Genomic DNA, 14852 nt, shown 5'->3' with positions numbered 1-14852 from the left:
TAAATGAACTTTATCAAACGGGCCTTTTGGAATATGAAGGCTAAAAAGGGAAAAACGTTATTGCAATTATTTGTGTTTACAGTCATATGTGTCTTTGTTCTATCAGGCCTCACCATCCAGTCGGCAGCACAAAAGTCAAGCGAACTGGCCAGACAGGAACTCGGCGGAAGCGTGACACTTCAGGTTGACCGCCAAAAGCAAATGGAAAAACAGCAGGACAGCGGTGAAAAACGCAGCTTCGAATCAACACCGATCAAAGTGTCTGATGCGAATAAGCTTGCAGCGCTTGACCATGTGAAGAGCTACAATTACACCACATCAGCTTCAGCCAACGCGGGAAACTTTGATGCGATTGAAAGCTCTAGTTCAAGTGATTCCAGCTCCAGCAGTTCAAGCTCAAACGCTAAAAACAGCCAAGGCGGCGGACAAGGCGGACCGCAAATGGTTCAAGCCGATCTTTCGATTGAAGGTGTCATCAGCACAGCATTAGTTGATGACTTCTCTGACGGAGATTCAAAAATCACTGACGGACGCGCGATTACAAAATCAGATGTCGGCAAAAAAGTAACAGTGATCAACGAAACATTAGCGGAAGAAAATGATTTAAGCGTTGGCGATTCGATCACAATTGAATCAGCAACGGATGAGGATACAACAGTAAAGCTGAAGATCGTCGGTATTTATAAAACAACATCTTCAGGTGATGACCAAGCCCAAAATTTCTCTTTCTTAAATCCTTATAACAAGCTTTATACACCTTACACAGCAACAGCGGCGCTGAAAGGTGACGACTATAAAAATACGATTGACTCAGCTGTTTACTATATGGACGACGCGAAAAATATGGATGCTTTCGTAAAAGCAGCGAAGAAAACATCAATTGACTTCGATACGTACACACTGAATACAAACGATCAGCTTTACCAGCAAATGGTCGGCCCGATTGAAAATGTGGCTTCTTTCTCTAAAAACGTCGTGTATCTTGTATCAGTAGCAGGCGCCGTCATCCTTGGCCTGATTGTCATGATGTCAATCAGGGAGCGCAAATACGAAATGGGCGTGTTAATGGCCATCGGTGAAAAACGATGGAAATTGATTGGACAGTTCTTGACTGAGATTCTGATTGTGGCCGTTATCGCTATCGGCCTTGCATCTGTGACGGGGAATCTCGTCGCGAATCAGCTTGGAAATCAGCTTTTATCCCAGCAGATCAGTTCATCAACCGATTCAACGCAAACCGCAAGCGGACAAATGCCCGGCGGCGGTGGCGGCATGGGCGGCGGAATGTTCGGCCACAGTTCATCAAACGTGGACGTTATCGATTCACTGAACGTCGCGGTTTCTATGAACGACATGCTTATTCTGGGCGGGATCGGCATCCTAATCGCAATCATTGCAACATTGCTGCCGTCAATTTCAGTACTGCGGCTTCATCCGAAAACGATATTGACAAAACAGGAATAGAAAGAGGCGGAACCTATGAGCTTATTAGAATTTCAACAAGTCGGCTACTGGTATAAAGACAAAAGCCAGCCATTGTTTCAGGATATTAACATCAGCTTTCAAAAAGGAAAATTCTACACAATCGTCGGCACATCAGGGACGGGGAAAACCACTTTCCTGTCTCTGGCAGGCGGACTTGACGCACCAAAAGAAGGAAACATCCTTTACGACGGAAAAGCGGTTTCTAAAATCGGCTTAACCAATTTCAGAAATCAATATGTATCAATCGTCTTTCAGGCGTACAACCTGCTCCCGTATATGACGGCTTTGCAGAACGTCACAACCGCTATGGAAATCACAGGATCTAAAGAAAAGAACAAAGAATCATATGCGCTTGACATGCTGCAGAAGGTTGGCATCAACGAAAAACAAGCCCGGCAAAAAGTGCTCACACTGAGCGGCGGACAGCAGCAGCGGGTATCAATTACAAGGGCTTTCTGCTGTGACACGGATCTTATCGTAGCCGATGAACCGACCGGAAACCTTGATGAGGACACATCAAAAGAGATCGTACGCCTCTTTCAAGATCTGGCGCACAAGGAAAATAAATGCGTCATTATGGTGACGCACGATGAACAAATTGCAAAAGTGTCAGACATCAATATCAGACTTTCAAGAGGAAGCTTTACTGTGAAGGAAAACGTCGCAGTGGTATAACAAAACGCGCCTCTGCCAGTGCAGACAGGGGCGCACCCTATATCCCCCTTTTATATAGAAGTGAACATAAAAAGAGCGGCGGCTGCATCCCCCCCGCTCTTTTTATCATTCCTTTGCTCCTGTCCCTTTTGACTTCTCTCTTCGTTTCTTTTTCCAAACAGCCACAATAAACAGAAAGAGCGGAAACAATAATTGAAAAGGCAAATGAATATACAGCGGCACCACGTTCAAGCCTTCGTTCAAGTGCTCTGAAAAGTTAGTTGCGATCGTTAAAGAAAGGATTAAGATGCCCAATCCCATCGGATAAGCCAATTGAGAGGGATTCTTTTCCTTAAAGAGCGTAGATGTCCCAACCACAGTGGCATATAAGTAGAGGCTGACCTTAAAGAAGCCGCCGATGATCAGCGCCAGCATAAAAAAGACATCGAGCCGGTCTAAAAATTCTTCGACCTTGATTGTCTGAATCGTACTTAAAAGCGGGAACTGGGATCTGAGTGTAAGATCAACATCAAGCACGATGATATTAATCGCCACGGTGAGCGCCACAACCAATCCGCTAATAGCCATGGCAATCATCCCCATTTTTTTCACATCTTTTCTGTCATTCAGGTTAGGGAAAATCATCACAAATAAAACGACTTCACCAAATGGGACGTACATGGTCTGCGTGAAAACAGAGTGAAGGATAGGAGAAATACCGTTTGCCAAAACCGGCTTTAAATTGTGCGGGTCTATAGTGCCTGAGACAATAATCAGCACGAGCCCGATCGCGCCCAGTAAATACATGACCCCGAAAAGAAGTTCGGCAGCGCGTGCGAGTACTTCAATTCCTTTTCTTACGGCATATATGCTTACTACCATTAATAAAGCATTTACAATAATGATAGGTGTATCATGATAAGCAAACGTCAGCAGCATTTCTCCAAAGTCACGCAGCACCCTTGCGGCAATATAGGCAAAGTACAATATATAGAGAAATGAAAACAGCCAGCTCAGCTTGGTTCCCAGCATATCATCCATATATTCTTTCGGAGAAGAATTCGGATAACATTGATAAATGCCTTGATACAAATAGAAAAGAAACAGTCCGATCGCACAGCCTAATAAAACTGCTATCCAAGCATCCCTGCCCGCCATTGATCCCGGTGTAATCAATAAGGAGCTGCCCAGTTCAAAAATGATAATCATGACAAACAGCTGCCTTATGCTTATTCTGGCTTTTTCCATCTGTCACTTCCCCTTTCTTCAGACCTAATCATCTTTAAACTGGTGTTTGATCGGATCGTTTCGCAATCCCGTCCTTCTGATATACGTCTCGGCCTTCACATCGATGGGCAGTTCGGGCAAATATTCTTTGTCCCATGTGTCCTTCATTTTCTCCCACTGCTCCGGATACTTTCTATATATCGTGTCACCAAAACCGATAAAATCTATTTTATTCTTCTTAATCTTTTTCACAGTATGGCTGATTTCCTTTTCAAGCTCTTTGTTGAGCGCTTTTTCAATAGCGGCCAGCACCTTGGGATCAGACAATTGGAAAGGGTATTTGACAGCATCAATAATACCTTCAACCGACACTTTCACATGGATGTACGGACGTCCGTTCCGCATTTTCGGTACCAGCTTTGTATCTTGATGGGTAACCTGCAAGCTGACCGCATCCTTCGTCTTGCCCCAGTCAGCATTAATAAACGTATGCTGGATCTTATTCATAAGCCAGACTGCCCCCACGCTTTCATCATCTTCCAGCCAATACTTTAAATATCCTGCCTTATCAAAAACCGCCAGACCATCTGCCTGAAGAATGGCTTTCGGGTCAGTCGCCTGCGTGTTTTCCATGCTGACTCCTTTTTTATCGTCACCAATCATCATATATCCGGGGATGACCGGTGCCATAGTGTTGGCGGCAAGTGTTTTCAAAACGTCCTGAATATTGGTTTTGACCACCCGCCCGTATTGCGCCTCCGTGAAATCCAAGGTTTTATTGACTTTATTTGATGGAATTTTATCAATTGGCGTCAAGATTTTCACAATATTTTCTGCTTTTGTTTTATGGGCAACGACGAATGTTGCTGTTGTCCTGAATTCTGTGTCCCGGTCAAGATTATCTAATACAAAATCCAAACCTTCTTCTTTTGCCAGCTTTTCATTGATCACGACTAGATTGGTATGGGCAAAATAAAGCCGCCGTGATACCTTCATGGAGGCTTTTCTGAGTGCTTCCGTTATATTGTTACCTTCAATCGAATAGACATATACAGGCGGCCTGTCTCCAGCACCGCCTCCCTGAAGGCCGCCGGCAACATTTCCTGGATTGATAATTTGAAGATGCAGCACGTAGTTGCTGTCGTTTGTCCGATCGATGCCAATCGCCGAGATAATCGCAAGATCCGTCAGCTCCCTCTTATCCCAGCAGCCGGGCAGCACAATGGCGCTCAAAAGCATGAGAACGGCTAATAGACATTTACGTACCATTCTGATCCCCTTCTTCCAAATCTTTGTTCACCATTCCTCGTGAAGCGGCCGGCTCTGGGCGTTGATCTTGCCCCTGCCGCACCTTATCTTCCTTGCTGACCGATTCCGGCCTTTTTTCATCGGCCCACCACGGAACCCGGAAAAGCGCGTCCTTTACGCCTTGTGAAGAAAAGGGTGCAAGCGGCGACATATATGGAACGCCGAATGAACGAAGACTGCATAAGTGGACAAACATCATAATGATCCCTAAAATCAGCCCGTAAAAACCCATAACAGCTGAGGCAATAATAAAAATAAACCGAATAAGCCGGGCTGAAATCGCCATTGCAAACGCCGGTGTTGCGAAGCTCGCAATCGCGGTGAGTGCCACGATAATCACCATTGCCGGAGAGACGATACCAGCCTGTACGGCAGCCTGGCCGATTACGAGCGCGCCTACGATTGACACTGCCGAGCCAACAACCCGGGGCAGCCTGAATCCCGCTTCCCTCAGAATCTCAAAAGCAACCTCCATCGTCAGCGCCTCCACAACAGCCGGAAACGGGACAATTTCCCGCTGGGCCGCAATGACCACTAACAGCTGAGTCGGTATCATTTCTTGATGAAACGTCGTGGCTGCCACGTATACAGCCGGAGCCACAAGCGAAATGAAAAAGACTAAAACACGAAGAATTCTTATGCTTGTCGCAATGTCAAAACGCGAATAATAATCCTCAACAGACTGAAAAAACTGGACAAATAAGGCCGGGGCAATAAGCACAAACGGTGTTCCGTCCACAATAATCGCGAATCTTCCTTCTAACAGATTACCCGCTACTACATCAGGGCGTTCTGTATGATACATAGTCGGAAACGTCGTAAAGGTTTCATCTTCAATCAGCTGCTCAATATATCCAGATTCCAAAATACTGTCAATATCTATTTTTTCCAGGCGCTGCTTCACTTCCTTCAGCACCTTTTCATCGCATATTCCTTGAATGTACATGAGAGCGATATCCGTATTCGTAACAGAACCTTTTTTCATTTTTTCAACCCATAAATTCGGATTTTTAATGTATCGCCGGATCATGGAAATATTGGTTTGCAGAGACTCTGTAAACCCTTGGCGCGGACCGCGGAATGACACCTGGGTGCTCGGCTCTTGGATGGAGCGCTGCTCTCCCCCTTGAGTGCTGCAAATCAAAGCTTCATCATGGCCATCAGCAAAAATGAGCGCATTGCCGAGCATTAACTCGGAAAAAAGCTTGTCCCAGCTCTTTTCCGCTTTCACCCCGCCCAGCGGGAGCGTTTTTTCAAGAATTTGCTGGATCGCATGAGTATTCTGGATAGACTCATCCTGTACCAATGGGTCAATTAACGACTCATGGATCGTGTTATTATCGACCAGCCCAGCAATATAGATAACAGCTAGGTGGACATGATCCTGCTCCCCGATTTTAATCTCGCGAATGATGACGTCAGAGCTGCTTCCGACTTCCTTTTTCGTTTCCGCTATATTCTTTGCCAAACTTGGAGAAATGAGAACCGGCCTTTCTTTTTCTTGCTGCTGTTCCTGGTTCCTTTCGTCTGTATTCTGCTTGTCTTTTGAATCGGTATTGTTCTTTCGCTTAGAAAATAAAGGCATACACAAATACCTTTCCTTGTCGTTTTCTCATATTCTTCCTTTTAAAATTGAGATTATGCATTAGGGTTAGATGCGGTATAACTTCTCCGCCAACGATAGACACTAAAAGCGGAGGATGATGAAGCATGAAGATATTGGGCGTGACTGGAGTCATATTAATTTGTTTATTAGCTATTTCTGTATTGATGGACATGCTTCAAGGGTTCAGTTTAACAAAAGCCGTTTATAACAATATGTCCAGCTTTAAGATGACAACATTTGCGGAATGGGTTGTAATTTTATTTTTTGTTTTAGTACTTGTGAGAGAAATGTACGTGATCTATAAATCGAAAAAAAAGAACCCCTAGAGGGGGCGCTTTTTTCAGACGATAATATTGCCGTCTATTGCATCACTGCTGTGTTTGTTGATTGTCCCTTTAAAAATGCGGTTGCCGATGATTTTGGAGTTGGTTGACGTGTTTGTTTGAATAGCTGTCGCAGTGCCCGCGGAGAGGTTATTGATGGTGTTTCCTGAGATGATAGAGCCTGCAGAGCCATTGAGATAAATCACAATCGGATTCCCGGCTGTTCTGTTGACTGAAATGGTATTATCAAAAATCTCATGCACACCGGCGCTGATATAGATGGTGACCAAAAGCGGAGATCTCTCTAAGTGGTTGCCGATAATTGAGGTTTTTGCACTTGTGGAGCAGTAAATGGGGTAATTTTTGAACTCTTTAAATGTATTGTTTTTGATGATGGCGCTGGCATTGTTTGTGACGGAAACAGAATATGATTCCGTCACTGCTTCAAACGCGTCAGGATTCAGTGTATTCCCTTCAATCACCGCGTTCCCTTGAGCAATCCAGATGCCCCGGCTGAATTTTCTCAGGAGATTATCTTTAATGATCATATTTCCGCCGGAAACGTTCACACCGTCAACGACTTGAATGAGGCAGTTATTCAGAAAAGCGATGTCATCTGACAGCACTGCGCGAAGACCGATGCTGCGCCTTGTTTCAGACAGTCCGTTTTGAATTTGGTTTCCGTCTACCTTTACGTCGGAAGACTGGTAAACCAATATCCCTGTGTTTTCAAAGTTGCTGATTTTGTTGTTGGTCACAAGAACGCTCTTTCCCCTGACATCAATTCCAGTTGAAAATCCGGTAATGAGGTTGCCAGCGATCACTGCATCACTGGTCTCTTTTCCTTGTGATACACCGAGTCCGGTTATCCCGACTCTTGGCGCAGCCGCCGCGTCTTCAGGGCGTCTCAGAATATTTCCCTTGATCACTGTTTGCGTCCCATATCCGTAGCTGATTGTATTGTCAGAGTGATTTCCTTCTATTAAAATGCCATACCCGTTAAAATTGGTCACAGAACTTGAAACGTTTCCAACAAAGTGGTTATTGCGAATTGATACATTAATCGGTTCCTCATAATCAACGTCACCTTCGCCATATCCTTCAATGTCAATTCCGAATTTCGGCGCTGTTCCATTCCCCGTTCCGGCATCTTCAATCAAGCATTCCTCCACCGTGACCATGTCACATCCGGTAATGGAAATGTTATTTCTCCTTGACCGCCGAACCTCACAGCGGCGGATGATAATTTGCTCTGACGTTTGATAATCTTGATTGGTCTTTAATCCCCTTGGGCTGACTATGATCCCATCGCCAGTAAAATCGGATATTTTCACATCATCAATGACAACATTCGAGCATCCTTCAATACATATGCCAAAGCCCCATTCATGGGTTGACCTTATCCCTGCCGAGGCATACGTATGCTCATCCCGTTCGCCGATAATTTGTCCCCCGGAAATGGTTATATTCTCTTGCTTGCCTACATAAAATGCGGAATAACCCCACGAACTATTCGGTATCACTTTCATGATACATTCGGGGTCCATCATAATCTCAAGGTTGCCGGGAACAATGATCCCCGCGTTTCGAAACCTCTGATTAAGATCTCCGCCAAGCGTTGCGTCTATTAAATATGTTCCCTTTGGAAACCAGACAGTATGATAGCCTTTCGAAACAGCTGTACTGAGGCACTGATTAATCCGTTCTGTCGAATCCGTTTTACCATCTCCAGGAACACCGAAATCCGCTGCATTTAATATGAATTCAGCCAATTGCGAGCCTCCTTCTCTATGATTACTATCATGTTACTCACAAAGGCCCGATCTGCTTGTACATTTCTCTAAAATTTTATTAAAAAAATATAAAGGAATAGTTGTGTAAGAAAATCTCACGATAAAAAGTTTAAAAATTAGGAGGAAATCACTATTTTTAGGTATTTATAATTTTTCCAATATGGAACTATTTGAAATGAGTATAAATTATATTGACACAAGTATTATATAAGAATATGATTTTTATAATACACTTTTTTTAGAAAGGGTTTGGCTGACATGGCTTCGATTGATAACGAAAGTATCATTAAAAGCGTCCCGCAAAAAGGGTTCTTTGGTCACCCGCGAGGACTATTTACACTATTTTTCACCGAATTTTGGGAGCGTTTCTCTTACTATGGAATGAGAGCAATCTTACTTTACTATTTGTATACAGAGACGGTAAACGGAGGGCTCGGCTTTGACAAGGGCACTGCGGTTGCCATTATGTCGATTTACGGATCACTCGTATACATGTCCACCATTATTGGCGGATGGCTCGCTGACCGGGTATTCGGTACCGCAAACACCGTGTTTTACGGCGGCATATTCATTATGTTCGGCCACATTGCACTCGCCTATCCGGGCAGCGCGATCGCATTCTATATCAGCATGGTGCTTATTATTGTCGGAACAGGCTTATTAAAACCAAACGTTTCAAGCGTGGTTGGGGATCTTTACACGAAAGAAGACCCGCGCCGCGACTCAGGTTTCAGTATTTTCTACATGGGGATTAACCTCGGTGGTTTACTTGCACCGTTAATTGTCGGAACACTCGGACAGAAGTACAACTATCATCTCGGCTTCGGAGCTGCCGCGGTCGGAATGCTTCTCGGACTTATCGTTTTTGCTTTGACAAGAAAGAAAAACCTCGGGCTTGCAGGTTCCAATGTGCCGAATCCGCTGTCTAAAAAATCTGCAATTGGCACCGGAATCGGTGTTATCATTGTGGCGATCGCAGTGATTATCTCTGTACAAACAGGCGTGCTGACGATCAATCGTTTTATCGACCTTGTAAGTATTCTCGGTATTTTGATTCCTGTGATTTATTTCATCATCATGTTTACAAGCAAAAAAGCGGACAAAACAGAAAAATCCCGTCTTGCCGCTTACGTTCCTTTGTTTATCGGTGCTGTCATGTTCTGGGCCATTCAGGAACAGGGAGCGACCATTCTTGCGGTATACGCTGATGAACGCATAAGACTTTCATTGGGCGGATTCGAACTTCAGTCATCTTGGTTCCAATCATTAAATCCATTGTTTGTTGTCATTTTTGCACCAATATTCGCATGGCTCTGGATGAAGCTTGGCAAACGCCAGCCGTCTACACCAGTTAAATTCTCAATCGGAATTATTTTAGCCGGATTGTCATTTATCATTATGGTATTCCCTGCTATGCAAGGAAAAGAAGCACTCGTAAGCCCGCTTTGGCTCGTTCTCAGCTTCCTGCTTGTCGTGCTTGGAGAGCTGTGCCTGTCTCCAGTCGGTTTATCCGTGACAACGAAACTGGCCCCAGCTGCCTTCTCTGCACAGACAATGAGTATGTGGTTTCTGACGAACGCAGCAGCCCAAGCGATCAATGCCCAAGTAGCCGGATTGTTTGATAAAATTCCTGAAACAATGTACTTCGGCACCATCGGTTTGATTTCTATCGTTCTTGGCGGTATTCTCCTGCTGCTCTCGCCGGTAATCAAACGCGCGATGAAAGGGGTCTTATAATCAGAAACAGCCCGCGGATGTTGATCTGCGGGCTGTTTTTTTATTGATCCAGCCATTTGCTGAAGCTTTGATCAAAGGCTTCCGGTTCTTCCAGCATCGGCTGATGGCCGCTCTTTTCAAAAATAACCTTATCCACATGGGGATATAAACCGTCAACAGCATCCCATAGCGCAACAGGCGCAACCAAATAATCATATCTCCCTAATCCGATATACACCGGCATACGAACATCAGCTAACCGCTGAATAAGGTCAAGCCGGGCAAATGTTTTGCCCCATAATTCATCCATGATCGGCATATTCGTGAATACACCGTCCCATAAGGCCGCAGCATGCGGCCGCTCTTGATAAAAGCTTTTCGCTTCAGCGCGAATACACATGTGCACAAAGCGCCTTTTAGGATCTTTGTCGATGCCCTGCGGCAAATTCGCGATGTCTTTTTCAAAGCGTTTCTTTCTCTCAAGGCTGGCTGTTTCCATGAAAAATGATTCGCTTTTTCGCTGTCTTTCTTCACTGTTATCAGGCGCAGTATTGAAGAGCGCCACCTTCCGAACTTGTTTGGGATATGTCCTGGCATACTCTAAAGCCATAAAAGCGTGCCCGGAATGTCCCAGGATAGTAACATCCTCAAGCTGAAGAAATGTTCTCATCCTTTCGATATCAGCCAAGACGGCATCAAGCCTCGAATCCTCCTCACGAAGCTCCCGCTTAGGCTTAGCAAATCCCCTATGGTCGATAAAGACCCATTGATATTTCTGTTTGATATCTGAGGAAAAAAGGCGCGGATAGTAAACCGCACTCCCGATCACAAGGATGGGTGCGCCCTCGCCCTCAATTCGATAAGCTAAATCAAAGCCGTCCGAGTGACAGATCCCCGCACGTTCCATTTCTCACGCCCCCTTTGTTTTCATTATATAAAAAAAGCCTGACGCATGGCGTCAGGCTATCGATATTACCGCTTTAAATCTTCCAGGGTCTTTTCCCATCTGCTCAGCACCTCTTCAGCGCTGTGAAGCTGTATACGGACACCTGAAGTCAAATCAGCGTATTTCGCAACGTCCTCCTTCACTGAAACGATGCGGCAGGAAAAACGGTCTCTTTCATATTCGGCATCTTTCAAAGGCGGTAAAGGCGCGCATTCAAGCTTTACATAATAGGCCGCTCCCTTCCACCACGCCGTGAACTGTGCTTTTCCTGTGCGAAGGATGTTGGCCGAAGTCATTGTGTTTTTCCACAGAGCGATTCGGATATCAGTTCGGCTCAGCGCGATGATTTCACCTGCACTGATCATAGCGGAATGCCGCCAGCCATCCTCTGATACTGTTTGCAGAACGAAGGCCTCATGCTGCTTCTCATTCAGGCAGCTCCCGTCAAGCAGCTCAAAGAGACGGTCTGACATACAGTTCAAGCGGATCAAGCCTTTCGTTCCGGCACCGCCGGAACTTCAATTGCTGTTTCTGTTTCCTTTGGATCAATTTTAAACGCTGGATTGTATTTTTCGGGATTTGTAATGCTTTCCGGTTCACAGGATCTCCATGTAAAAAAGCATGTTTGGCACTGATAAACTTCCCATGCGCCTTCTACAGGCGATTTGCTCATGACTTCTCCCTTTTTTGAGTCGCATCGAGGACATGTATGCATTTCGAACATCCTTTCCTTATTTATTCATTAAGTCCATTAGTTTTTGTTCCCATTCTTTCGTTGTTAGCGGAGAATCAAGCGGCTGTGAATAATGGCCTCTTGTTTCCGGCGCAACCGGTGTAGTGGCGTCGAGAATCATTTTGTGAGTGATTCCTGATGGATTGGATCCCGGATCAAGCGGCAGGACAGATAAGTCCGGAATGATGACCGCATCATGTTTCGGATGCATTTTGGTCGAAAGCGCCCACATGACCTGCGGAAGGTTGAATGGATCGACATCCTCATCAACGACTATGACCATTTTGCAGTAGCCGAGTCCGTGCGGCGTTGTGAGTGCGCGCATGCCGACCGCTTTCGCAAATCCGCCATAGCGGGTTTTTGTGGAAACAATCGCGATTAAACCGTGTGTGTACATGGCGTTCACTGCCACAATTTCGTTCGGATACGCTTCTTTTAACTGCTGATAAAGCGGCACGCATGTGTTAATGCCGATCATGTAATCGCATTCTGTCCAAGGCATGCCTAAGTATAAATGTTCAAAGATCGGATTGTTTCTGTGATAGACGCGTTTAATTTTGATAATCGGCATGCTGCGTCCGCCGGAATAATGGCCTGTGAATTCACCGAACGGCCCTTCATATTCGCGCTCTCCGGCAATAATCTCACCTTCAAGCACCACTTCAGCGCCCCACGGAACATCAAGATCAGACAGCTTTGATTTGACGATGCGATATGGTTCGCCTTGAATCGCACCTGCCATTTCGTATTCTGATTGATCATAGAGAAGCGGAGTCGATGCCGCCGTTGTAATGACCGGCTCACAGCCGAGCGCAATAGTGACCGGAAGGTTGATGCCGCGTTCTTCAGCTTGGCGCAGATGGATTGCAATATCGTGCTGCGGGACAGGCTGAATGCCAAGGCGGTCTTTTCCTTTGACTTGCATTCTGTAAATGCCGACATTTTGTTTGCCGAAGTTGTCAGGGTCCTCAAGATCACGGGAAATGACACATGCTTTGTCTAAATAGTAGCCTCCATCACCCTGGTTAATTCTGAAAAGAGGCAGTATATCGAACAAATTGATATCTTCTGTGATTTCATTTTCATGAAATGGCGCTGTTTCCTCACGTTTGACCGGCATCGGAAACTGGTCATAACGCTTTGCGAATTCAAAAAACTGTTCTTTTACCGGTGTGTCTTTCGGCATGCCCAGCATCATGGCATGGTTTGGCCAAGAGCCGATGACATTCATCGCAATTCGCGCGTTATGATAGCCGTAAATGTTGTTAAATAAGAGCGCAGGGCTTTTATCGCCAAGATTGCTGGCTGCCCGTGCGGCGGCCCCTAAATCCGGTTCCGGCTTTACCTCTTCATTCACTGTAAGCAGCTGTCCTTCTTTTTCAAGGGCAGCGAGAAATTCTCTGAAATCTTGATAAGCCATGATCAAGCTCCTCCTTTTTGTTTTTCAATCCCATTCCAGCGCTTCGCTTCAGGAAGCCGAATGCCGAATTGGTCCAACGTTCTAAAAACAATATGGTCAACCATTTCCTCTAAGCTTCTCGGCTGATTATAAAATGCCGGCATCGGAGGAAGAATGATGGTGCCCATTTTCGTAAGCGCTAGCATATTTTCGAGATGAATTTGGTTCAAAGGCGTCTCTCTCGTTAAGAGGACGAGTTTTTTTCTCTCCTTGAGCATGACATCCGCCGCACGTGTCAGCAGATTATCCGCCATTCCGGTGCGAATGCTTGCGAGAGACTTCATGCTGCACGGCGCAACAATCATTCCATCGGTATCAAACGACCCGCTTGAAATGGCTGCCGCCTGATCCTTATGTGAGTAAGTGTATGTGGCCAGTTGTTCTACTTCTTGTAAGGTATAGCCTGTTTCGTGTTTGATCGTGACGTTTGCCCAAGGAGACACAACGAGATGGGTTTCCACTCCGGCGGCCTTCAGCCACTGCAGCAGCCTGACCCCGAAAATGGCCCCTGTTGCCCCTGTCATTCCGACAACGAGTTTCACTTTGCCCCCTCCTTTACGCTTGAATTCTGCTTTCATTTCAATCATACTCCTGATATATCCATATGAAAAATATCTATTAAATCTATATTTCATACCTAAAAGGTATGATAAGGAGGCGCTTTCTTTTGGACATTCGCCAGCTTCGATATTTCATTACCATTGCCCAAGAACAGAAAATCACGTCCGCAGCCAAAAAGCTTCACATGGCGCAGCCGCCTTTAAGCAGGCAGCTCAAACAGCTGGAGGACGAGCTTGGTGTTGTTCTGTTCGACCGGAACAAGAAAAAACAAATGACTCTTACATATGAAGGAGCTGTTTTTCTAAAAAGAGCAAAAGAGATTCTGCATAGGTTTGAAGATGCAGTCATTGAGGTACAGGAGCTGAAGGAGGAAGTAGCCGGCACACTTGCCGTGGGATCAACAATTTATTGCGCGGCTCTGATGCTTGAAAAAGTAACACAGATCAAAGAGAGATACCCCCATCTCACCTTTAATATTTGGGAAAATGAGCCCGCGACACTGTTGGAGCTGCTGGAAAGCCGGCAAATCGATGCGGCGGTCACGACAACACTGATCAAAAGTGACACAGTACAATTCAAGCAGCTTGATGACATTCCATGTGTGCTCGTGCTTTCAGATGAAGCCGGATATCCGTGCGGAGACACCATTAAGATGGTGGACATTCCTTCATTTCCGCTGATCCTGCTGCGGCCTGTCAACGGAAAAGGCGTCTATAATCAGGTCATGAATGAATTTCATCGTTTGAACCTGGAGCCGCGCATTGTTTGTGAATGCCACGACTCTGCAACTTTGCTCAGCCTCGTGTCATCCGGATTCGGCGCGTCTATTTTGCCTGTCACAATGATTCCCGTTCATATGAGAAATCACGTTCACACCGTCCATATCGAAAATAATCCCTTCATTATGACACCGGCTGTCATGTGGAGAACGGACAGTTATTTGCCTAAACCGGCACAGCAATTTTTGGATTTATTTTAAAAGATTTCGCCTTATGAAAACCAATTACTTGACTCATACTAAAAAAAAGTTATCCTTTAGAT

14 protein-coding genes are annotated in these 14852 nt (G+C 45.4%); 5 read left to right on the top strand and 9 right to left on the bottom strand.

The genetic code is table 11. From position 1 onward, the window contains the following. Positions 1-3: 3 nt before the first annotated feature. Positions 4-1464 (top strand): ABC transporter permease, encoded by a 1461-nt coding sequence (locus tag MKX38_RS02135; protein ID WP_015382763.1) that lies wholly within the window; start codon positions 4-6, stop codon positions 1462-1464. A 15-nt stretch (positions 1465-1479) separates the two neighbouring features. Beyond that, complete coding sequence (locus tag MKX38_RS02130) at positions 1480-2160, top strand: ABC transporter ATP-binding protein (protein WP_015382762.1); 681 nt, start codon at positions 1480-1482, stop codon at positions 2158-2160. 105 nt (positions 2161-2265) lie between these two features. On the opposite strand, the gene gerKB is transcribed toward MKX38_RS02130, so the two are convergent. The 3 genes from gerKB to gerKA are packed head-to-tail and all read right to left on the bottom strand — an operon-like array spanning position 2266 to position 6259. Further along, entirely contained in the window at positions 2266-3387 is a 1122-nt protein-coding gene (gene gerKB / locus MKX38_RS02125) for a spore germination protein GerKB (protein WP_049141363.1), read from the bottom strand. Positions 3388-3411: 24 nt separating this feature from the next. Beyond that, positions 3412-4635 (bottom strand): spore germination protein GerKC, encoded by a 1224-nt coding sequence (gerKC, locus tag MKX38_RS02120; protein ID WP_049141361.1) that lies wholly within the window; start codon positions 4633-4635, stop codon positions 3412-3414. Beyond that, positions 4625-6259 carry a spore germination protein GerKA gene (gene gerKA, locus MKX38_RS02115; protein WP_086343453.1) on the bottom strand — a complete coding sequence of 545 codons (1635 nt, stop codon included), beginning with the start codon at positions 6257-6259 and terminating at the stop codon, positions 4625-4627. The genes gerKC and gerKA overlap by 11 nt, the downstream gene beginning before the upstream one ends. A gap of 125 nt (positions 6260-6384) precedes the next feature. Here gerKA and MKX38_RS02110 point away from each other — a divergent pair, with 125 nt between their 5' ends. Beyond that, entirely contained in the window at positions 6385-6606 is a 222-nt protein-coding gene (locus MKX38_RS02110; RefSeq protein WP_015252828.1) for a hypothetical protein, read from the top strand. A gap of 14 nt (positions 6607-6620) precedes the next feature. Here the strand turns inward: MKX38_RS02110 and MKX38_RS02105 are convergent, their stop codons facing one another. Beyond that, entirely contained in the window at positions 6621-8375 is a 1755-nt protein-coding gene (locus MKX38_RS02105; protein WP_264099467.1) for a right-handed parallel beta-helix repeat-containing protein, read from the bottom strand. 279 nt (positions 8376-8654) lie between these two features. Here MKX38_RS02105 and MKX38_RS02100 point away from each other — a divergent pair, with 279 nt between their 5' ends. After that, the gene (locus tag MKX38_RS02100) at positions 8655-10133 is read left to right on the top strand and encodes a peptide MFS transporter (RefSeq protein ID WP_029726571.1); all 1479 of its coding nucleotides are present in this window, start codon (positions 8655-8657) and stop codon (positions 10131-10133) included. Positions 10134-10173: 40 nt separating this feature from the next. On the opposite strand, the gene MKX38_RS02095 is transcribed toward MKX38_RS02100, so the two are convergent. The 5 genes from MKX38_RS02095 to MKX38_RS02075 form a co-directional block, all read right to left on the bottom strand. Further along, positions 10174-11019: an alpha/beta hydrolase gene (locus MKX38_RS02095; protein WP_264099466.1), complete on the bottom strand. Its 846-nt coding sequence runs from the start codon at positions 11017-11019 to the stop codon at positions 10174-10176. 65 nt (positions 11020-11084) lie between these two features. Next, the gene (locus tag MKX38_RS02090; protein ID WP_339188471.1) at positions 11085-11549 is read right to left on the bottom strand and encodes a pyridoxamine 5'-phosphate oxidase family protein; all 465 of its coding nucleotides are present in this window, start codon (positions 11547-11549) and stop codon (positions 11085-11087) included. After that, positions 11546-11773 (bottom strand): phenolic acid decarboxylase subunit BsdD, encoded by a 228-nt coding sequence (gene bsdD, locus MKX38_RS02085; RefSeq protein ID WP_010886405.1) that lies wholly within the window; start codon positions 11771-11773, stop codon positions 11546-11548. The genes MKX38_RS02090 and bsdD overlap by 4 nt, the downstream gene beginning before the upstream one ends. A gap of 16 nt (positions 11774-11789) precedes the next feature. Beyond that, on the bottom strand, positions 11790-13211 hold the full coding sequence (bsdC, locus tag MKX38_RS02080; RefSeq protein ID WP_003234529.1) for a phenolic acid decarboxylase BsdC: 1422 nt from the start codon (positions 13209-13211) through the stop codon (positions 11790-11792). A gap of 2 nt (positions 13212-13213) precedes the next feature. Continuing rightward, positions 13214-13828, bottom strand: a complete 615-nt coding sequence (locus MKX38_RS02075) for a non-oxidative hydroxyarylic acid decarboxylases subunit B (RefSeq protein WP_015715236.1) — start codon at positions 13826-13828, stop codon at positions 13214-13216. A gap of 89 nt (positions 13829-13917) precedes the next feature. On the opposite strand from MKX38_RS02075, the gene bsdA reads away from it, so the two are divergent. Continuing rightward, a complete protein-coding gene (gene bsdA / locus MKX38_RS02070; protein ID WP_003246552.1) occupies positions 13918-14790 on the top strand; it encodes a transcriptional regulator BsdA in 873 nt (290 codons plus the stop codon). Positions 14791-14852 lie beyond the last annotated feature (62 nt).

Origin of the sequence: Bacillus sp. FSL M8-0025 (assembly GCF_037975475.1) — a bacterium.
Classification (GTDB): domain Bacteria; phylum Bacillota; class Bacilli; order Bacillales; family Bacillaceae; genus Bacillus; species Bacillus subtilis.
The sequence above is the reverse complement of the archived record's forward strand: the minus strand, read 5'-3'. Positions and strand labels throughout refer to the sequence as shown.

Bases quoted from the DNA above. Each gene is read 5' to 3' on its own strand.
- MKX38_RS02135 (WP_015382763.1), top strand. From the start codon at position 4: ATGAACTTTATCAAACGGGCCTTTTGGAATATGAAGGCTAAAAAGGGA.
- MKX38_RS02130 (WP_015382762.1), top strand. From the start codon at position 1,480: ATGAGCTTATTAGAATTTCAACAAGTCGGCTACTGGTATAAAGACAAA.
- gerKB (WP_049141363.1), bottom strand. From the start codon at position 3,387: ATGGAAAAAGCCAGAATAAGCATAAGGCAGCTGTTTGTCATGATTATC.
- gerKC (WP_049141361.1), bottom strand. From the start codon at position 4,635: ATGGTACGTAAATGTCTATTAGCCGTTCTCATGCTTTTGAGCGCCATT.
- gerKA (WP_086343453.1), bottom strand. From the start codon at position 6,259: ATGCCTTTATTTTCTAAGCGAAAGAACAATACCGATTCAAAAGACAAG.
- MKX38_RS02110 (WP_015252828.1), top strand. From the start codon at position 6,385: ATGAAGATATTGGGCGTGACTGGAGTCATATTAATTTGTTTATTAGCT.
- MKX38_RS02100 (WP_029726571.1), top strand. From the start codon at position 8,655: ATGGCTTCGATTGATAACGAAAGTATCATTAAAAGCGTCCCGCAAAAA.
- MKX38_RS02095 (WP_264099466.1), bottom strand. From the start codon at position 11,019: ATGGAACGTGCGGGGATCTGTCACTCGGACGGCTTTGATTTAGCTTAT.
- bsdD (WP_010886405.1), bottom strand. From the start codon at position 11,773: ATGCATACATGTCCTCGATGCGACTCAAAAAAGGGAGAAGTCATGAGC.
- bsdC (WP_003234529.1), bottom strand. From the start codon at position 13,211: ATGGCTTATCAAGATTTCAGAGAATTTCTCGCTGCCCTTGAAAAAGAA.
- MKX38_RS02075 (WP_015715236.1), bottom strand. From the start codon at position 13,828: ATGAAAGCAGAATTCAAGCGTAAAGGAGGGGGCAAAGTGAAACTCGTT.